Origin of the sequence: Gracilibacillus caseinilyticus (assembly GCF_022919115.1) — a bacterium.
GTDB classification, from domain to species: Bacteria; Bacillota; Bacilli; order Bacillales; family Amphibacillaceae; genus Gracilibacillus; species Gracilibacillus caseinilyticus.
Genome location: NZ_CP095072.1, coordinates 1,559,663 through 1,580,439 on the forward strand (window position 1 = coordinate 1,559,663; position 20,777 = coordinate 1,580,439).

Here is a 20,777-nt window from a genome sequence, read left to right on the forward strand (position 1 = left end):
ATGTTTGACACAGTAATCAATAATGTTCGTTTATTGAATATGGATGATGTGGTAAATGTCGGGATAAACGATGGCAGATTTGCGAAAATTGCAGAAGAGAAAATGACGGGACAAACAACATGGAATGGACGTGGCTTCTATTTGTTACCACCCTTTGTTGAAACACATACCCATATGGATACGGTGTTGACTGCTGGTTCCCCCCGTTTTAATCTATCGGGAACATTGTTTGAGGCGATTGAAGTGTGGCAGGAGCGCAAGCAGAATCTTACGGTAGAAGATGTTTTCGATAGAGCTTGTCAGGCATTACAGCAATTATTATCTTATGGGGTGTTGTTTGTTAGAGCGGCAGTCGATATTTCAGATTCGGAGTTAACGGCGTTGCAAGCTTTGGTTAAGGTTAAGAAATACTTTACTGGAAAAATAGATTTGGAAATTATCGCATTCCCGCAAGATGGATTAATGGCGAGTCCGGACAACCAGAAGCGAATGCGCCAAGCGTTGGAGTGGGGTGCTGATTTAGTCAGTGCTGCCCCGCATTTGGAACCAACTAGAGAAAAAGGAATAGAGTCCCTGCGGTTTTGTTTTCAGCTGGCGCAAGAATGGAACAAAGCGATTCATATTTTTTGTGATGAAGTGGATGATGAGCATTCCCGTTTTTTAGAGGTGGTTGCTGACCTGGCTATAAGTAAGAAATATGACCTGGTGACAGTCAGTCACGCTAATGCGTTAGCTTATTACAATGATGTCTATGCCAGCAAAGTGATACGCTTGGTGCAACAAGCGAATATAACCGTAGTGGCTTGTCCACTTGTGAATAGTATGATGCAGGGCCGTGCTGATCGTTATCCCAAAGGTCGAGGAATGACGCGAGTTAAGCAGTTGCATGATGCAGGTGTAAATGTCTGCATGGCTCACGATGATATTCGTACTCCGTTCTATCCGTTAGGTACAGGTAATATTCTGCAGGCGGCACACCTAGGTTTGCATTTAGCGCATATGTCTGGACAACAAGACCTTCATGATGTCGTGCAAATGATTACGGTAAATGGGGCGACTTGTTTGGATATTCATGATCGTTACGGTATTGAAGAAGGGAAGCCGGCTAATGGGGTCGTGTTACCTGCTAACGATTTAGCGATTTTACTTAGTGAGCAGCCAAAGCCGATGTATGTATTCAGAAATGGCGAGCTGCTGTCCGAAACTGATCCCGTCGAAACAACATTTTATTATGAAAAGATGACAACATAAGCCAAATGGTCAAAATGATGACCATTTGGCTGTTTTGTCAGTGAAGAAAGTAGTAGAAAAGAATGCAGAGGGTTCTTATAATATGGATTATGTCTAGCTTGGTGGTCATTTTGGAATTGTTAATGTGCTGGGAGACCTTCTACCAGCCACTTCCTGCGGGGCATATTTCCGGAGCTTTGTTAAGCAGATAAAGCCTATCAAAATTACCGTGTTAACATATAGTTCCACTATACATTATCCGCATTATGGGTAACTTTATAAACGCCAGGAAGCACCGAGTGGGATTTACTCGGTTCTTTCCTGGTGTGATCAGATTAAAGCAGAGCTATACTGTTATGTCATTGCTTTTTGGTTTTCTGTTGCTGTTTCACGATCTGCAACAAATTCTTCTTCATCGTAGGAGAAGAAGGCGTCCAGTGATTGCTGGTGATGGTCTTCGAAGAGCTGGTCTGCTACTGCTGCTGCCAGTTTTGGGATGGCAAAACGCAATCCTGATATAGCAGAGGCGGAAAGTCCGCAGCTGATTAATGCCGCATAATTAAATGAAAATAATCCGTGTAACTGTTTTTGCCCCTTTAATGCTTTACTTTGAAAAGCGAAGCCAGGACTAAGATAAGGATGCGCATCTAGCTGTTCATTGCAGAGGTGTTGTGGTGCCTGATAGTAGTCTCGCCATCTGAATATATATGGTTCTACCAGGCGGAGCTCAGGCCGGAGTGCAGGATCTGAACGTAATCCTGTACTAATGATAAGAAAGTCAAAGGTATATTCCCTTTTATTAGTTGTTACGATTACTCCTTCGCTTCCTTCTTCTACAGCAAGCCATGTCTCCCCCGTATGTAACGAGAATCCTTGACAAGCATTTGCTTTTGTGAAGGTGTCATTAGTTGGTGGTTGATTGTGTTTAAAGAAATGTGCCATCACCTGATATTTTTGTGCATCCGTAAACGTATGAAAACGGTCGATCATACCGGAGCCTTCCATTTGCCGAATAGGATTTATCCTGGGCATTTCGGAACGGCGAACAAAAACGTGTGCTTCTTTGACCCCTTTTTTTAAAGTGTGATGGGCATTATCGAAAGCAGATGCTCCACCTCCAAGAATAGCAATCTTTTTATCTTTTAGTGTCGTGAAATCTATTGATTCAGAAGTGTGTGCAAAAACATGTCTGGATAGATGATTTTTAATGAAAGGTGGGACAAACCATTGTCCGCCACCTTGGATGCCGGTAGCCAAGATAACCTTTCTTGCTATTACTGTATCTGCTTGTTTATTCGTGGTGAGGTGGAGCTGATGCAGTTTCTCTTGCTGCAGTGGTTCAATTAGTTGTAATTGTGTATTATTTTGCACAGGTAAGTCCAATACTTGGCGATACCAGCGCAGATAATTCATCCATTCACCTTTAGGTATTTTGTCCAGTGTGTTCCATTCTGCTTCTCCGTATTGCGCTTCCCACCAGGATCGGAATGTTAAGGAAGGAATTCCAATGTCGATAGATGTTAAATGTTTCGGCGTTCGAAGTGTCGTCATTCTGGCATACGTATCCCAAGGACCCTCCAATCCTTCTGAATTCTCGTCTATAACCAGAATATTGGTGATTTTTTCCCGGATCAGACCAAACGCTGCCCCGAGGCCGCTTTGCCCAGAACCAATAATGACCACATCATAGATATGCTTGCCGTTATGTGTAGCGGACGGTATCCACGTTTTTTCAGGTATATTAAGATAAGCAAGATCTTGTTTCACCCGATTGCCAAGCTCCTCTAGACTCATTTCATCTCACCTCTTCAAAAAAGTTGTTAACTTATTTTACATTAAGTGTAATGTAAATGATGTTATCATGTATGATAAATATATGACATAGCTGAAATAACCAAAAAATGTTTTCTGTATTAGTAATTTTAGCCAAAATGTTTTTCGGGTGAAATTAGTTTGGTATGTTTCTTTACAGTATTTCATGCGTGATTAGTGATTATTACTAATGATTAGGATCAGATTATGCCAGATTGTACAATGACTTTCGCTTATTTGTATCTTAGTATAATAATAACTAAGGTAACTATTGTCAGATAATATAACAAAAGTGAATCCTGGGAGAGGAGGAAAGGAAAATGGATGATATTCATGGGATTTTACAAGCTGTTAGTACTCATGATGTCGAAGGTTCAGTCATTGCAACGATCGTGGATGTGCAAGGATCTGCTTATAAAAAGGAAGGAGCTATGATGCTTATTTCACCTGATGGATTACAAACTGGCATGTTAAGTGCGGGGTGCCTGGAAGAAGACCTGGCAGGAAGAATCAAGCATTTTGGGGTTGGTAGACAAGCGGAGTTGTTAACCTATGATATGCGAGCGGAACATGACCTGCTGTGGGGACAGGGATCAGGGTGTAATGGTGTCATACAAATACTAGTAGAACCTGTTAATCGTGCTTTGGTATTCCACTTAAATAAAATTAAAGATCTTTTAGATAAAGGAAGGACGATTACGGTTTGGAAGGAGCTTCCTGCAGAAAATAACCAAATGAATTACCTTTATCAATCAGACGAGGAACATTTTGGTCATGTGAATCAGGATGACGGTTTTCTGCATGTGACGAAAAATGCCTCGTATGTATCTGGAGAAAAAGGTGTAAAGAAGTTGGGAGAAACAAAGAAACGTATTTATTGTGACTGCTATAAGCCGAAATCACGTCTTCTTATTTTTGGTGCTGGTGATGATGCAAAACCATTAGTATCACTTGCTGACCAAAGTGGCTTCATAGTTGATTTAGCGGATTGGCGTGAAGCATTTTGCGATAAGCAGCGTTTTCCTGAAGTCCGGCATTTCTATGTTGGTTTTCCGAATGAATTACAGCAACAGCTAAAACTGAAATCTTCTGATTTTGTCATTCTATTAACCCACAATTTTCAGCGAGACAAAGAACTATTAGCCTTCCTTAAGAACGAGCCGCTGCGATATTTGGGTATATTGGGATCTGCCAAGCGAACAAAAAGATTGCTTGGTGGACAGGAGGCCCCTGCGAATTTATTTTCGCCAATCGGATTAACGATTGATGCAGAAGGTCCAAACGAAATAGCAGTCAGTATAGTCGCGGAGTTAATTCAGCAACGGAAAAAACAATGGAGTGAAGAGGTATCGATTCGTGAAACCAGTTAATGTAACAGGAGTACTTTTAGCGGCGGGAAACAGTAAACGTATGGGTGAAAGTAAACTGCATTTACCAATTGGCGAAAGCACAGTAGGAAGTGAATCATTGCTGAAAGCATTGTCTTCACATGTGGACACAGTCCTTGTTGTAGTGCAGCAACAAGATTGTCTCGATTGGATGACAGAAGAAGTGAAAGTGCAACAGGATAAATTCCAAATTGTACGTTGTAAGAAAGCTTGTCTCGGTCAATCCTATTCTATTAAAGCAGGGATTCGGCAGGCGAAACAGGATCAGGCGGATGGAGCCGTAATCATGTTAGGAGATCAGCCCTTTCTGCAAGTGGATATTATTAATGATCTGGTGGATACTTTCAGGGCAAATCTAGAACGCCATTTAGATGTTCAATATATCGCTGCTAGTTACGCAGATATATTGCAGCCACCTATTTTGTTCCGATCCGCCTTGTTTAAAAGTCTGTTAAGTATTCAAGGTGACCAGGGAGCAAGATCGATTCTGAAGGCCATACACCATCAGGGGGACCGGAAACAATATCGCGATTGGAAGAGTTTTTATGATATCGACACGAAGGATGATTATCAATGGGCAAAGAAATTGGTGGAGAAACATTAACAGAACCATCTGTAGTTAAAGTATGGAAGCCGGCAAGTATAGAGGAAGCGGCTATGATAAAAAGACGAAGGAAGCAAAGTGCTGCCTATATTGCCGGTGGTACGTTGCTTCAATTACAAAAAGAACAAGGCACGCCACTTCCTTCCCACTTGATTCGGCTTGATCAATTAACGACATTTTCAAACATTGAGGATAAAGAAGACAGCGTCGAAATTGGCGCTTTTGTAACATTAGCAGAATGTGTACAACATCGATGGTTTGAAGGGCAAGCCAGGCTGCTGCAGGAAGCTGCTAATGGGGTAGCTTCCCCTGCTGTCAGAAATAGAGGTACGATTGGCGGGAATATCGCTTACGGTATTGGCGATACTATCCCGGCTCTGTTGGCGCTTGATTGCGATATTACCTGGATGGACGAAGAACAGAAGCTTACGACTTCTTTATGGTATTTTTTGCAGTATGCTCGAAAGGAAATGGCGTTGATTCTATCTATTCAGATTCCAAAGCAATTATCCAGTGCGAAACGGCACGCCTTTTATCAAAAAGTGGGTAGGCGTGAATCGTTTATTCCTTCCTTAGTTACCGCAGCAATTGTTTGTGAAAGGAATTATCGAGGGGAAATCGATCACATCCGGATGGCGGTTGCAGGGGGAAGCAGTCAACCGGTTCGATTAGAGAACTGTGAGGCATATTTAATTGGGCAGACTGTCACGACGCAATGTCTTGATGAGCTTCATGAACGGATCATGGATGAATTTTTGCCTGCTTCAGACCCGTTTGTTTCAAAGCAGTATAAGCAAATCGTTGCTGCTAATCTGATGACAGCAGAATTGGCCAAGTTTATAGAGAAATAGAGGTGTGAGGATGTATCAGAACAGAGAAAGAATCAGACAGGATGGAAAGGGTAAAGTCACTGGAACATTAAAATATTTAACGGACTTAACATGGCCAGATATGTTATATGGCAAAATATTAAGAAGTCGTTACCCGCATGCGGAGATTGTATCTATTTCTACAGAAAAGGCGGAGAGATTACCTGGTGTCAAAGCTGTAATCACGCATCGGGATGTTCCGGGACTAAATCGATTTGGTATCGTGACTCCTGATCAGCCCGTTCTATGTGAAGATATCGTACGTTATGTTGGTGATGCGATAGCAGCGGTAGCAGCAGATTCGTTAGAGATTGCTACGCATGCACTCGATTTAATTGAAGTGGAATATAAAAAACTGCCTGTATTGGATTCCCCTGAAAAAGCATTAGAGAGTAATGCTCCGCTTTTGCACCCTGATGGCAATATATTGCACATGGCAAATTATCATACAGGGGATATCGACCAAGGCTTTGCAAACTGTGAAGTGGTCGTGGAAGAAACCTATCAACTCCCAAGACAGATGCATGCGTATATGGAAACAGAAGGTGGCGTCATTGTACCGGAAGAGCATGGTGGTGTAACGGTCTACGTCGGCACGCAACATGGCTATAAGGACCGTTTTCAATTATCAAGAATTTTAAATATCGAAGAAGAAAAAATCAGAATTGTTTCGAGTCCGATGGGTGGTTCCTTTGGAGGAAAAGATGAGTTGAATGTCCAGCCGTATGGTGTGCTGTTGGCGTTAAAGACGGGGATTCCTGTGAAAATTCATCAGACAAGAAAGGAATCGGTTATCTCCGGTTTAAAACGGCATCCGATGAAAATAACGATGAAAACGGGTGTAGATAAGACAGGGAAATTGTTAGCGCACAAAGTAGATATTTTGGCAGATACAGGAGCCTATGCAACGCTAGGTCCTGCCATATTGGATTTTGCGGTAGAACATGCTACTGGACCTTACCGGTTTGAACATGTGGCGGTGGAAGGTGTTTCTGTCTTTACCAATAACGGCGTATCAGGTGAGTTCAGAGGGTTTGGTGGTAACCAGGTGACGTTTGCGCTCGAAGGACAAATCGATCGTTTAGCTGCTAAATTACAGATCGATCCAATCGAATTCAGAAGAAAAAATGTAAGGAAAACAAATGATCCTGGACCGATGGGGCATCGGATTGTGGCAACTAATGGTGCATCACAGGTGCTGGAGCATATCGATGCACACAGGCAGAAACAGCAGAAGGTGGTAAGTGAGATCGATGATTACAAAGTGCGAGGAATGGGCATTGCTGTTTCCATGCACGGTGGTGGTTTAGGCTATGGAAGACTCGATCCATCAGGTGGTCAACTGACATTAGCCGATGATGGCAAAATCGAAATAGCATTCGGATTTGAAGAAGCGGGTCAGGGTATTATTAATGTGATTGAAACGATCACGACGGAAGAATTGGGAATCACCGCGGAAGATTTGCGTATTTTAATAGGGGATACTAAAAAGGTACCATCATCGGGTTCGACCACTGCTTCACGTGGCACCAGTATGGTATGGCATGCAGTGAAGTTGATGAAGAACGATTTTCAAAAAACGTTGCTCGATCAAGCGGCCGCACTTACCGGTCTGTCAAAAGAAGTATTGGAACTTGGTCCAGGTGGTGTATTCCAGCATACGCCTTTTCGTGAAAGAGTGATAGATTATCAGAAGCTTGCAAGTACAGTTTCTAAACCCATTTTGGTTTCAACGCAATTCGATTTCCCAACTACGCCGGATGCTGTTGATGGCGGCCATTATTTATATACCTTTTCCTCGACTTTTGCCCAACTAGAGATTGATTTGTTAACAGGCAAAGTTTCGGTGATTGATTTAGATCAGGCGGTAGCGGCAGGTCCTGTTGTCAGTATGAAAGGCTATACCGGGCAAATTGAAGGCGGGGGAGTTATGTCTTTAGGGTATGCTTTAATGGAAGAAGCGGTCATGAAGGAAGGAAAATATATTACAGAAAACTTGGATGGTTACTTGATTCCTGGTATACGAGATGTCCCGTTTTCTATGGAGGTTACGGCAATTGAAGAATTAGAAAAAGACGATCAATTTGGTCCTCGTGGTGTAGGCGAAATTGGAACGGTTGCTGTAGCACCGGCGATTGCCAAAGCGATCCATGATGCGATTGGTTATTTTCCGAATAAGTTGCCGATATCTTCTGAGGAAGTATTAATGGCGATTAAAGCTGGGGGAACGAGCATGGAACGAAGTAAAGCAATTCCAGTAGAAGAAACAGGGTGTGTCAAGGAGACCATTACCTTTTCGTTGAATCAAAAACAAGTAGACATAGAGGTTGACGCTACCATGCGCTTGACGGATATCATCCGAAATCAGCTAGACCGGACAGGAACGAAGCTGTCTTGCGGAATTGGCAGGTGTGGGGCGTGTTCCGTCATCATAGATGGCAATCTAGCAAACTCCTGCCTCGTCATGGCGTATCAAATAGAAGGGGCGACTATTTCGACGATAGAAGGAATTTGGGAGGAGGAGTCGCTTCACCCGATCCAGCAGGCGTTTCTGGAAGAGGGCGGATTCCAATGCGGCTATTGTACACCAGGAATGATCATGGCAACCAAAGCATTACTAGATCAAGAAACTGATCCATCCGATGAACAGATTAAAACGGCGTTGTCTGGTAATTTGTGTCGATGCACGGGATATGGTGGGATTATTCGTGCGGTGAAGAAGGCGCAGACGATGATAAGATGAAAGATGGGACAGTAGACAAAGAAGCTTCGAATTGTTTGTAGCTTAATAGTTGTTCTGAAATCTAGTAAAGGTAACGCTAAGGGTTCGTAAAGTTCAACAGCTGGTCTGGATCTTTAGTGCAGTATTAGTTTCCCTAGTAAGCTCGATTGAAACGTATTTTGTATAACTTTTGTATCAATATTTGTGCTTGACTTATTGTTGTTTGTGGGTTTTGGAAAAGAAAAACACCCTATTTAATTGTTTAGGGTGTCAGGAAGAGGAAGAAAGGCGTCGGAAGTCATGCTGTTATATACTTGTTTGCCTTTGCTGAATGTTTGCACAACATGACAGGGGAAACGATAGTTCATATAGATACTTTGCTTGTGTCGTGCGTAATAATTATCATTTGAAATGATAGTTTTACGCTCAAAATCGATAATGGTAAAGTCGGCATCAAAACCAGCAGCTATCATTCCTTTTTGTTTTAAGTTAAAGCGTTGTGCTGGATTGCTGGCCGTCCATTTGGCAATTCGATAAAAAGGAATTTGGTTTTCTATTGCTAACTTTAGCATGGAAAGTAAGGTAAACTGACCGCCGCTTATTCCTCCCCAGGCACTAAACAGGTCGTGATGTGTGGGATCTTTTAATGAATAAGGGGCGGGTGAATGATCGGATGCTACAATATCAAATTTATTGTCTGCCAGTAGTGCTATTAATTTCTGTCTTTCCTGTTCTGCTCGGAGTGGTGGTGCACATTTGGCAACAGCTCCTTTTGTTAGCAAATCCTGATGGGAAAATAATAAATAATGAGGGCAGGTTTCGACTGTAACATCGATTCCGCTTTGTTTAGCTTCCAAGATTTTGTCTACGGCACGTGCACTGCTGATATGCACGAAATGAAGGGAACAGCCTGTAAGTTCAGCATAATATAATGCACGCTGTACCGCTTCAACTTCTGCTATGATCGGTCTCGATGCAAAATAGTCATCAGCCGTCCGTTTGTTTAGGGCTATTTTCTCGGAAACTAGAAAATTAGTGATTGTTTTGCTTTCTGCGTGTAATGCCAGAATCTTTCCTAAACGAGCAATTTCTTTCATTCCTTCTAGTAACGTCATGTCGTCTGCAGCTTCAAACTCTTCATTGCCAGATTCAGATATAAAGGCTTTATAACCAATCACTCCCGCTTCTGCTAACACTTCTAGGTTATCGATGTTACCTGGAACAAGTCCGCCCCATAAGCGATAATCGATCAAAGACTTTTCTTTGGCGATGCTGTTTTTTTGGCGAAACGCAGCTAATGTGGTGGTCGAAGGGATTCCGTTTAGCGGCATATCAAAAAAAGTAGTCATCCCTCCGGCAGCAAGCATCTTGGATCCTGATGTAAATCCTTCCCAATCTGTTCGCCCTGGTTCATTTAAATGAACATGCACATCTATTGCACCAGGAAATACATAGTTTTCTTGGAGATCTTCTATCTGTGCTGCTGTACCAGAAATGGAGTCAGCGATGCACACGAACTTCCCATCTTTTATCGCAATATCTTGTTTTTGTACACTCTCTGGGAGCACGATATGGCCATTTCTAAGAATTACATCATAATCAGTATTCATCTTATTCCACCTTTTGTATCGTTTTCTGCCTCAAACGGACAGGACGGAAGTAGCAGCCTGTTCTGTGTAATATTCCAAAGCAGCTACGGTTGCTTTTCCTGCGTGAATGGATGCGCCGTGCTGCAGGAGTACCGCTTCCAGTGCGCCAAGTACAAATAAGATATTTTCTTTTCGGCAGCTGTACCCCATCGTACCGATACGCCATATTTTTCCTTCTAACGGTCCAAAGGATTTGGCGATTTCAATTCCGAATTGATCCAGCAGTGTGGATCGTACGAATTCAGGGTCAATACCATCCGGAACCTCCACACACGTAACGGTTGGCAATTTGGATTGGGCCTCTCCAAATAAGGTTAATCCCATTGCTTCTAAACCTGTTATTAACGCTTGTTCGTGATACAAGTGCCTGCGAAAACGTTGATCTAATCCTTCTTCTAGGATTATACGCAGTCCTTCTCTTAAGGCATACAGCATGGAAGTTGCTTCAGTATGATGGTTTAACCGACGAGGCCCCCAATAATCTTGCAGCATACTGATATCAAAATAATTACTCTTAATGAAATGATGTTTTCTGGCTAATTCCAATTGTTGATCTTCTTCGGTTGAAATACCACGTTCCACTTTCTTGCGTGCTTGAATGACTGCTTCAACTCGGTTGTTGTAAGTAATTGGTGCTAATCCGGACGGGACAGAGATGCATTTCTGTGTACCTCCAATCATCGCGTCGATCATCCACTCATCCACTTTAATCTCTACTCCGCCAATAGAAGCTACTGCGTCAACGATTAGAAGGGAATCATGCTTGCGGCATGTTTTTCCGATCTGGTCAATCGGCTGCATGCATCCTGTTGATGTTTCTCCATGAACAACCGCCACTATTTTAGGCTTTATCTCTTCGATTTTTTGTTTAATGGTCTCTTGCTTGAAAATAGTTCCCCATTCGCATTCAATTGTATGGACATTTGCTCCGTATCGCTCACAAATTTCGGTAAGTAAATAGCCGAATCGTCCAAAGATTGGTACTAACACCGTATCATCAGGTTCGATGACACTGCATAGGACGGCTTCAATACCGGACCTTGACGTACCATCCACAGGGAAAGCCCACTGATTTTTGGTTTGAAAAAGGGACCTAAGCATTTCCATGACTTCATTCATGATCGTGGTGAATGATGGGTCGAATTGTCCGACAATCGGATTACTCATCGCTCGCAGCACACGCGGATCTACTTCGACGGGACCTGGTGTCATAATCGTACGAATTGGTGTAGATAAGTCTGTATATTGCATCTCATTATTCCTCCTTAAGCATAGGCTAACTCGTACAAATAATCGACTAATATTCGTACGCCATTTTCTAAATCTTCTTTTTTAGTACATTCTTTCGGAGAATGGCTGATCCCTTTATCGCTTGGGACAAATAACAGCGCAGTCGGACAATATTCCCCGAATACTTGCGCATCATGACCGGCACCACTGGCAAGCGAGCGATAGGATATATTATTTGCTATTGCTGTTTTCTTAGATAGTAATGTCAGTTTCGGATCCATTGAGACTGGTTTAACTTCCATCCAGGGCTCCATGCTTATATACATACCAAGCTCTTCGGCACTAGATAAAAAATAAGAGCGGAACTCTGTGCAAAATTGATCGAGTACGCTGTCGTTATAATGGCGAACATCTAATGAAAATTCCGCTTCGCCAGCAATTACGTTCGGCACATTTGGTTTTACCTGTAATTTGCCTACCGTCACGACCAAATCAGGATCCACTCGTTTGGCAGTTTCGGTCAGGTAATGAATATATCTGGAGGCAAGACATAATGCATCTTTTCGAAAAGGCATTGGCGTTGTACCAGCGTGATTACTTTCGCCTGTAATCTGTACGGTGAACCTTCTCTGGCCGACGATATGGTCGACAATACCTAACGATTGTTTGCTTTGTTCCAGTACAATACCTTGCTCAATATGCATTTCAATGAATGCATCTATATCTGTCCGATGTGGTGATTGATAAGTGAGCGGATCGAAACCTGCATTTTTCATCGCAGTTGTGAATAAAACGCCATTTGCATCGGCTATCTGTTGGGCATCTGTCAGGCTGTATTTTCCGGTAATACTGCCAGATCCCCAAAAAGTTAGTGGGAAGCGGCTGCCTTCCTCTTCACACAGCGACACGACCTCAATTGTTTTTTTCGGCAGACCATATTTTTGATAAAGTATTTGGGTAGCGAGGAAACTGGCGACAATGCCGTACGCCCCATCATATTTTCCGCCTTCGATCACTGTGTCGATATGAGACCCCGTTAGAATGACGTTCTGGTTATCGGAGGTTCCTTTTAATTTTCCGAAGAGGTTTCCGATGCTGTCGAAGGAGGTGATGAGTCCATTTGTCTCCATCAATTCCTTCAGGGCGTTCTGTGCATCCTTCCATGCTTGAGAGTACAGTAAACGGTTAGTCCCACCTGTTTCTGACATGCCGAATGAGGAAATCCAATGTACTAATGCTTCTACATCTTCTATGTTGTAAGCATCCATTTCTGTTTTTGTAATCAATGAGCAACACCTCGGTTTCTGTGTAACAATTCCTTTCATGTTATGAATAAGTTTACCAACAGAATTCCATTTCTTCATTAGCAATACTGTCATATTTACTTACAACTTTTGTGCAAAAAGACTAAATGCATTGTAATATCAATGGTATAACGAGATGGATGAGGAGATGGCTTACATGCAGGTGTCAGATGTGATCAAAGTACCTACTTTAGAAGGTTGCACAATTATTGCAGGAGAAAGTGGCTTAAACCGTGAAGTGCTTTATGTGAACATGATGGACGCGCCGGATATAGCACAATACTTAAAGCCGAATGAACTGCTGGTAACGACTGCTTATCATTTGAAAGATCAGCCAGCATTACTTGAGGAATTAGTGCAGCAAATGCATGAACAAGGTTGTGCAGCGCTCGGTATTAAAACAAAACGCTTTTTGTCAGAAATTCCGAAACAAGTAATTCAACTGGCTAGACAGTGCTCATTTCCAATTATTGAAATCCCTATGCAAAGTTCATTAGGTGATATTGTTAATCAGATATTAAGTAAAATATTAGATAAACGAACAAACGAGTTGATCTCTGCCATTGATGTACACCGACAATTCTCGGAACAAATTATGAGTGGTAAGGGGATCGATAAATTATTGACAAGTCTGTCAAATATGGTGAATGACCCTGTTATTCTACTTGATCAGTATTCAAAACCGATCGCGGCATCCATTTATAATCGACAAGCTAATACGATTGTAGAAAATTTGTACGTGAAGGACATTGTAGCGTCTTTTCCAGATACCAGTTTCTTTAGTTTCTCTACCATACATGATCAGCAAACATACTCTGTTTTTATGGTATATACCCATAACAAAAAAGCGGGCTATCTACTAATACTTGGAGAAATATTTCCTGGTGACCATGCGACCATGCTGACGATTGAGCAGGCAACCAATGTTATTTCCTTTGCGCTAATGAAGGAGAATGCTTTAACACAGTATTCACGCAGAGTGAAGAATGAATTTTTTTATAATTTTACGGAAGGTTTGTTTACTTCCGATGAAGAGATTATGAATCGTGCCAAGGAATTTTCGGTTGATACGAGTAAACATTATATTTGTGCCGCTGGAAAAATGGAAGGCATGGACAGAATGTTTGGCAGTTATACACAGAATCAATTAGAAATGGATGAAATCTATCAATATATTGAAGAGGAGTTAGTCAGTTTATCTTTATCTACCCACTTGTTTACGCGAGGAGATATGTGTATTTTTTTATTTGGCAAAACGGATTATGACCTTGAGATTATTTCTTCCCTCGAAATCATTCAGGAGAAAGTCGAGCTGCGGTTCGATCAGACCTTATCATTTGGTGTCGGTAATCTCGTTCGTGATTTTCTCCATGTGAAGGATAGCTTTAAAGAAGCAATGGATGCCCTTGAAACAGGTAGACTGGCAGGGAAAAAAGGATTTATTCAAAGCTATAAGACGAAGGATGTACTAGAACTGATTCGGATCATGCCAAAAGAAGATTTGCTCGAATTCTATGATAATGTGCTGCACCCTTTAGTAACCGATCAAGAGGATGATACATTACTGCATACAATATTCGTATATCTAGAAGCGCATTGCCAGATTTCGGAGACAGCAAAGCGTCTGTTTGTTCATCGGAATACGGTCGTCTATCGTTTAGAAAAGTGTGAAGAATTATTAGGCAGGAGTCTTAGTGATCCTGATACGAGCCTGCAAATCAGACTTGCGTTACGTATTAAGAAAGTATTAGGCATATAAATATTATAAAAAATGCCAAAAAATAGAAGGATAATTAGAGAAGATAAACAATGACTTGTACGTTTTATCCTATTACAATATGTATAACGTGTACCAAGGCAATGTCAGTATTATCTTGGACGCCTTGATAGGATACAGATTATAGGGGGTATGGTCATGAATTTAGAAGAATTAAATGCGATGGATAATGACTCGTTTGTGGAGGCGTTGGGATCTATTTTTGAACACTCCCCTTGGATAGCCAAAAAAGCCGTCGATGCCAGGCCGTATCATTCGGTGCATGATTTGCATCAACGAATGGTAGATGTAGTGCGGGAGTCAACGAAGGAAGAAAAGCTGGAATTAATCAGATCCCATCCTGACCTTGGTGACCGAATTAAAATGAGTATGGATTCGGTTAATGAGCAAAAGGGTGCAGGGTTAGATCAGTTGGATGAGCAGGAATTCAAAAAGTTTCAAGCACTTAATTTTCAATACAAGACAAAATTTGCATTTCCTTTTATCGTATCGGTGAGAGGAAAAACAACAGATGAAATATATCATATAATGTGTGACCGGATTGCATTAGAACCTTCATTGGAATTTGATCGAGCTTTATCGGAGATCTATCAAATAGCAAGATTACGATTGGAAGAGAAAATAGTGTAGAGGAGCTTCATTAATATGGTCTTAACAACTCATATATTAGACGTAGCGAACGGTAAACCAGGAAACGGCATAGAGATCGATCTATTCATTTGGAAAGGGGAGCAGCGTGTATTTCTGAAATCAGTTGTGACTAATCAGGATGGGCGTGTTGATCAACCGTTGCTCATGACAGAAGAATTAGAAGCCGGTCAATACGAATTCTGCTTTTATACAGGAGCCTATTTCCGGCAAACGCAATCTGATCAACAAGCGTCACCTTTTTTAGAAACAATTCCTGTTCGATTTTATATCCACAACGCAAACGAACATTATCATATACCATTAATCATTTCACCATGGAGTTATCAAGTATACAGAGGAAGCTGAAACAACACGGGAATGTTCCCGTGTTGTTTTTATTAGGAGGAAAGAAAGTATAAAATCACTGTCATAGAGATGTACTATAGAAGTAGAACAAAATTTTAAAAAATTGGCTACCTATAATATGGATTATGTAAAGTGGAACAGTTTGTATTGCTAAATGGTAATTTTGATATATTTTATCTGCTTTGCAAAGCTCCGGAAATATGCTCCGCGTCCTGTGGGCACGGCTTCAGTTAGGCTACTACTTGAACAAATTCTTTGCTGCCTTGTGACGAGGAAGCTCACTTCGAAGTGACACTTGCAGACACAGGCACAGACTAAGTGGATCTTCAACTCGCGCTGAGGCATGAGGAGTCTCCGCATATTTCTACGCTAAAGGGACGTTCTGCAACAAAAGGAACAGCTAAAAGCAGGGGTCCTAGTCATTGTGTTATTCATACAGTTGCTGTTATATATACAGCGATCAAATATGCTAGCTCTTACAAAAATTGTAGAATCCCTATCCTAGCGTAGGCCAACCACGGAGACTCCCGCGGGACATGCAGGTGCTGAAGATCCACTTTGTGAAGTGCCCTTCTTCACAAAGTTAGCTTCAGCCGTGCCCCGCAGGACGCGGAGTGGTTGGCAGAAGCGGTATTCAAGCACATTAAATATCTCAATATGGATGCTTGGTTAGTAATGGTTAGTTTACATAATCCATATTATAGGTAGTTGTATATTATTTATGTTAGTTAGGACCGGGTGGGCTTTCCCGGTTTTTCTTATGCTAACTATCAAGATTACCACAATGTGAAAATCGGTTACACTTTACACAATTTGTATTAACGGAGTGGTCGGTTTTTTTGGTTGGAATTCGGGGTAAAGTCCTATACAAAGAGATGAATGAGGAGGAGAAATGATGAAGGATGCTTTTTCCAAAGGAATTACATTAGGCTTAGGTATGGCAGCTTCGAGTAAGGAGCAGGGCGAGAAAGTAATGAATGAACTGCTGAAAAAAGGAGAAATCACAAGGGAAGAATCGGACCATGTTTTTGCCCAATGGAAGCAAAAAGGGGAAGAAAGCAAACAGCAAGCAGACGAGAAAATCAAGCAACAGTTAAAACAATGGTTAACAGAATTGGAGGTGGTAACCAAAGAGGAAGTAACAGAATTAGAACAACGAATCATTCAATTGGAAAACAGAGTGCGTGAATTAGAGGAGAAATAATCGAAAAGGAAAACTTCGAAAAAGGGGGGATATTTATTTTTCGCAAACGAATGCGCCACCTGCAACGCTATCGTGAAATAGCTGTCGCTTTTTCGCGTAATGGCTTCGGTTATATTGTGAAAGGATTGGGACTTGATCAGTTATTCACATTGCCACGTCGTGTCTTTGTGAATCGCGACCAGGATGTGAAGCAAGGCAAAACGACCGGTCAACGAATCCGTGCTTTTTTAGAAGAACTAGGTCCGACTTTTATCAAAATGGGACAGATGCTCAGTACGAGACCTGATATAATTCCGAAAGAAATCATACAGGAATTAGAACAATTACAAGACCAATTGCATCCTATTCCTTTTGCTGAGGTGGAAGCCGTGTTGCAAAAGGAGTTAGAGGATCCGGTTAAGAAGGTTCTTAAGGAAATTGATCCTGAACCGATCGGTGTCGCATCGATTGGTCAAGTACATCAAGCTGTTCTGCTATCAGGTGAACGAGTAGCTATTAAAGTGCAGCGGCCCAATATAGAAAAGAATATACATACGGACCTGGAAATTTTGCACGAGTTAGCGAAAAGGGCTGAAAAGAGACTGGCTTGGGCGTCACGCTACCAGCTTATCGATATGGTGGAGGAGTTCTCCAAATCAATAGAGGCAGAATTAGACTTTGTCAGTGACGGAAGAAATGCCGATTTAATGGGTCAACAGTTTAAGGACAACCCGAACATCGTTATTCCACAGGTGTATTGGCAGCATACTACAGAAAAAGTACTGACGATGGAGTATATCGCTGGCTGTAAGATGAATGATGTGGAGCATCTGAAAAAAGAAGGATACCAGCCGGAACAATTAGCGGAGCACCTTGTCCAAACGGTTTTTCATCAAATTTTCAAAGACGGATTTTTCCATGCCGATCCCCACAGTGGTAATCTGACGGCGTTACCAGGGAATCGCATTGGATTGTTCGATTTTGGTATGGTGGGACGGCTCTCGCAGGAAATGAAGAAGCACTTAGCTTCTCTTGTTATTGCACTGATCAAGCAAGATACGGATGACATGATACGCGCCATCAAAAAAATGGGTGCCGTGCCCGAACAAATAAACATCCACGAATTAAAAGGTGATATTGAACAAGTCAATATTAAATATTATGGCGTGTCTTTAAGTGATATCAGTTTAGGGGAATCTGTTACTGAATTGTTAACTGTTGCTAATAAACATAAGATCCGGATTCCAACGGACTTAACGATGATTGGGAAAACATTATTGTCACTTGAAGGAATCATCGAACAGCTTCATCCAGAACTGAGTATTATGGATGCGGCCGAGCCATTTGGCCGAGAATTAATTAAAGAAAGGTACCATCCGAAACAGATAGCTGAAGAAATATTTGATCAAATGCATGAATATGGCGAGATCGTTCACGACATGCCACAAATAGTTCAAGAGCTGGCCAATATGGTGAAACAGCGAAAAATGCCGATTGAGATTTCCATTCCGGAAGCAAAATCTTTTTTCTCCAAGCTGGATCGAGTCAGTAATCGTCTATCCTTCAGTATTGTTCTGCTTTCCTTCAGCTTAATTATGGTGGGGCTGATTATTGGTTCTGCATTAGGAAGGCAGACTTCTTTGTTATGGGATATTCCAGCGATTGAAATTGGTTTTGTGATTGCTATGCTTATGTTCGCCTGGTTAATTTATTCGATATTTCGATCAGGACGCTTCTGACGGCAGATAGCTCGTTAAGTTGTCCAAATTTGTAAAATTTTATGTTTTATCATCGAATCAAATGGGAAAAAGCTTTCTGAAATAAATAATAAAAACTTTCCATAAGGAGGAATAGACGTTGACACGAAATAACAGCAAAAAAGAGCAATTAGAACAATATACGACCGATGACCGCAAGAAGAAGATGACCACCAATCAAGGTGTGAGAGTATATGAAGATGAATTTTCGTTGAAAGCAGGAAAACGTGGCCCTACCTTAATGGAAGATTTTCATTTCAGAGAGAAGATGACGCACTTTGACCATGAACGAATTCCAGAGCGTATTGTACATGCTCGTGGCTTTGCCGCTCATGGTGAGTTTCAAGTATATGAATCAATGAAAAAATTTACGAAAGCTGACTTTTTGCAAGACCCGTCTAAAACAACCCCTGTTTTTGTTCGGTTTTCTACAGTTGCAGGCAGTAAAGGGTCAGGAGAATTAGCGCGTGATGCTCGCGGCTTCGCGACAAAATTCTATACCGATGAAGGAAATTATGATCTTGTGGGTAATAATATACCGGTCTTTTTCATCCAGGATGCAATGAAGTTTCCTGATTTAATCCATGCAGTGAAGCCGGAGCCGCACAATGGTATCCCGCAAGCTGCTTCTGCACACGATACGTTTTGGGATTTTGTCGCTAATAATCAAGAATCGGCTCATATGGTAATGTGGACGATGTCAGACCGTGCCATTCCACGAAGCTTCCGAATGATGGAAGGCTTCGGTGTGCACACCTTCCGTTTTGTGAATGCTGAAGGTAAGTCCCATTTTGTAAAATTCCACTGGAAGCCAGTTCTTGGTACTCATTCTGTGGTATGGGATGAGGCACAAAAAATTAACGGGAAAGACCCGGATTTTCACAGAAGAGACTTATGGGAATCCATTGAAAATGGAGATTACCCAGAATATGAGCTCGGTGTGCAGATGATCCCGGAAGAAGATGAATTTAAATTTGATTTTGATGTACTAGACCCGACAAAACTGTGGCCAGAAGAAGAAGTGCCGGTGCAGTTGATTGGCAAAATGACCTTGAATCAAAATGTTGAGAATGTATTCGCGGAAACAGAACAAGTTGCCTTCCACCCTGGACATGTCGTGCCAGGTATTGATTTCACTAATGACCCACTACTACAAGGTCGACTGTTCTCTTATACCGATACCCAGTTGATTCGTTTAGGTGGACCAAACTTCCATGAACTGCCGATTAATCGACCGGTTTGTCCGTTCCATAATAATCAGCGTGATGGTTATGGAAGGCATACGATCAATAGCGGACCTGTCAGCTATCATAACAACTCAATGGCAGACAATACGCCACAGACTTCAACAGAAGAAGAAGGCGGCTATAAGCATTATCAGGAGAAAGTGGATGGACATAAGATTCGTGCCCGCAGCGAAAGCTTTGAAGATCATTTCACACAGGCTACGCTTTTCTGGAACAGTATGAGTGCTGCAGAGAAACAACATTTAATCAATGCCTTCAGCTTTGAATTAGGCAAAGTAGAAAGCAAATCTATCCAGCAGCAAGTCATTGATATGTACGCTAATGTCAGTACCGAATTAACGCAAGAAGTGGCAAAAGCGATTGGAGCACAAATTCCTGAGGAAAAAGAGATAAATATTACGAAATCATCTCCTGCTTTAAGTCAACAAAATACGGTACATTCGGTTTCTACCCGAAAAGTTGGTGTTATTGTTGGAGAAGGATTTAAAGGAAAAGAAGTACAGGAAGTAGTAAATGATCTTAAGATGAACAACATTCATGTAGAATTTATAAGTAACCAATTAGGCACAGTGAATGGAACTGACAATATTGTGTACGAAATGGATCACACTTTTCTAACAGCAGATTCCGTCTTGTTTGATGCAGTACTAGTTGCTGGTGGTGACGAGGAAAATAAAGCATTCTATAAACAAGCAGCATTGCTTTTACATGAGGCCTATTCTCACCTTAAACCAGTTGGTGCTCTTAACATTGGTGAAGAACTTCTGAAGGTGGACGATATGAAGGATAGTGAAGGTGTTGTGCTAGAATCTTTCTGTAAAGATTTCACTAAACAGTTTATGGAAGCTATCGCTGTCCATAGACATTGGAATCGTGAAGTCGTTTAAGAAACAATATAGTAAACAAAAAGCGTTTGAACATTATATTCAAACGCTTTTTGATTTTAATTTACAAAACAATAGAATGGAACAAATCCTGAAACAAGCATAAAGAAGAAATGTGGGGCAAT

General features: G+C 41.6%; 15 protein-coding genes and 1 pseudogene. 12 read left to right on the top strand and 4 right to left on the bottom strand.

The annotated features are described in order from the left end of the window. Nucleotides 1–1,251: an amidohydrolase family protein gene (locus MUN88_RS07545; protein WP_244722903.1), complete on the top strand. Its 1,251-nt coding sequence runs from the start codon at nt 1–3 to the stop codon at nt 1,249–1,251. Between the two features lie 333 nt (nt 1,252–1,584). On the opposite strand, the gene MUN88_RS07550 is transcribed toward MUN88_RS07545, so the two are convergent. Further along, entirely contained in the window at nt 1,585–3,024 is a 1,440-nt protein-coding gene (locus tag MUN88_RS07550; protein WP_244722905.1) for an NAD(P)-binding domain-containing protein, read from the bottom strand. Between the two features lie 338 nt (nt 3,025–3,362). On the opposite strand from MUN88_RS07550, the gene MUN88_RS07555 reads away from it, so the two are divergent. The 5 genes and pseudogenes from MUN88_RS07555 (at nt 3,363) to MUN88_RS07575 (ending at nt 8,646) form a co-directional block, all read left to right on the top strand. Then, nucleotides 3,363–4,412 (top strand): XdhC family protein, encoded by a 1,050-nt coding sequence (locus MUN88_RS07555; RefSeq protein WP_244722906.1) that lies wholly within the window; start codon nt 3,363–3,365, stop codon nt 4,410–4,412. Next, entirely contained in the window at nt 4,399–5,034 is a 636-nt protein-coding gene (locus tag MUN88_RS07560; RefSeq protein WP_244722907.1) for a nucleotidyltransferase family protein, read from the top strand. The genes MUN88_RS07555 and MUN88_RS07560 overlap by 14 nt, the downstream gene beginning before the upstream one ends. Continuing rightward, nucleotides 5,004–5,885: an FAD binding domain-containing protein gene (locus MUN88_RS07565; protein WP_244722911.1), complete on the top strand. Its 882-nt coding sequence runs from the start codon at nt 5,004–5,006 to the stop codon at nt 5,883–5,885. Before MUN88_RS07560 ends, MUN88_RS07565 begins: the two co-directional genes overlap by 31 nt. Before the next feature lie 10 nt (nt 5,886–5,895). Beyond that, a pseudogene (gene pucD / locus MUN88_RS07570) lies at nt 5,896–8,130 on the top strand (xanthine dehydrogenase subunit D); the annotation flags it as partial. Nucleotides 8,131–8,241: 111 nt separating this feature from the next. After that, entirely contained in the window at nt 8,242–8,646 is a 405-nt protein-coding gene (locus tag MUN88_RS07575; protein ID WP_369809986.1) for a (2Fe-2S)-binding protein, read from the top strand. A gap of 233 nt (nt 8,647–8,879) precedes the next feature. Here the strand turns inward: MUN88_RS07575 and MUN88_RS07580 are convergent, their stop codons facing one another. From MUN88_RS07580 to allC, 3 genes are read right to left on the bottom strand one after another with little or no spacing between them, the layout of a single operon-like run. Next, nucleotides 8,880–10,235 (bottom strand): allantoinase, encoded by a 1,356-nt coding sequence (locus tag MUN88_RS07580; protein WP_244722913.1) that lies wholly within the window; start codon nt 10,233–10,235, stop codon nt 8,880–8,882. A gap of 30 nt (nt 10,236–10,265) precedes the next feature. Continuing rightward, nucleotides 10,266–11,525 (bottom strand): pyridoxal-phosphate-dependent aminotransferase family protein, encoded by a 1,260-nt coding sequence (locus MUN88_RS07585; RefSeq protein WP_244722915.1) that lies wholly within the window; start codon nt 11,523–11,525, stop codon nt 10,266–10,268. Between the two features lie 14 nt (nt 11,526–11,539). Beyond that, the gene (allC, locus tag MUN88_RS07590) at nt 11,540–12,772 is read right to left on the bottom strand and encodes an allantoate deiminase (protein ID WP_244724381.1); all 1,233 of its coding nucleotides are present in this window, start codon (nt 12,770–12,772) and stop codon (nt 11,540–11,542) included. A 193-nt stretch (nt 12,773–12,965) separates the two neighbouring features. Here allC and MUN88_RS07595 point away from each other — a divergent pair, with 193 nt between their 5' ends. The 6 genes from MUN88_RS07595 to MUN88_RS07620 all read left to right on the top strand — a co-directional run bounded on the left by MUN88_RS07595 (nt 12,966) and on the right by MUN88_RS07620 (nt 20,655). Continuing rightward, complete coding sequence (locus MUN88_RS07595; RefSeq protein ID WP_244722917.1) at nt 12,966–14,567, top strand: PucR family transcriptional regulator; 1,602 nt, start codon at nt 12,966–12,968, stop codon at nt 14,565–14,567. A 156-nt stretch (nt 14,568–14,723) separates the two neighbouring features. Next, nucleotides 14,724–15,215, top strand: coding sequence for a 2-oxo-4-hydroxy-4-carboxy-5-ureidoimidazoline decarboxylase (uraD, locus tag MUN88_RS07600; RefSeq protein WP_244722920.1), 492 nt, complete (start codon nt 14,724–14,726; stop codon nt 15,213–15,215). Between the two features lie 15 nt (nt 15,216–15,230). Then, complete coding sequence (uraH, locus tag MUN88_RS07605) at nt 15,231–15,581, top strand: hydroxyisourate hydrolase (protein WP_244722922.1); 351 nt, start codon at nt 15,231–15,233, stop codon at nt 15,579–15,581. 892 nt (nt 15,582–16,473) lie between these two features. Further along, nucleotides 16,474–16,785 carry a phasin family protein gene (locus MUN88_RS07610; RefSeq protein ID WP_244722925.1) on the top strand — a complete coding sequence of 104 codons (312 nt, stop codon included), beginning with the start codon at nt 16,474–16,476 and terminating at the stop codon, nt 16,783–16,785. Between the two features lie 50 nt (nt 16,786–16,835). Beyond that, entirely contained in the window at nt 16,836–18,503 is a 1,668-nt protein-coding gene (locus MUN88_RS07615) for an ABC1 kinase family protein (protein WP_244722928.1), read from the top strand. 118 nt (nt 18,504–18,621) lie between these two features. After that, nucleotides 18,622–20,655 (top strand): catalase, encoded by a 2,034-nt coding sequence (locus MUN88_RS07620; protein ID WP_244722930.1) that lies wholly within the window; start codon nt 18,622–18,624, stop codon nt 20,653–20,655. The last annotated feature ends 122 nt before the right edge of the window (nt 20,656–20,777 follow it).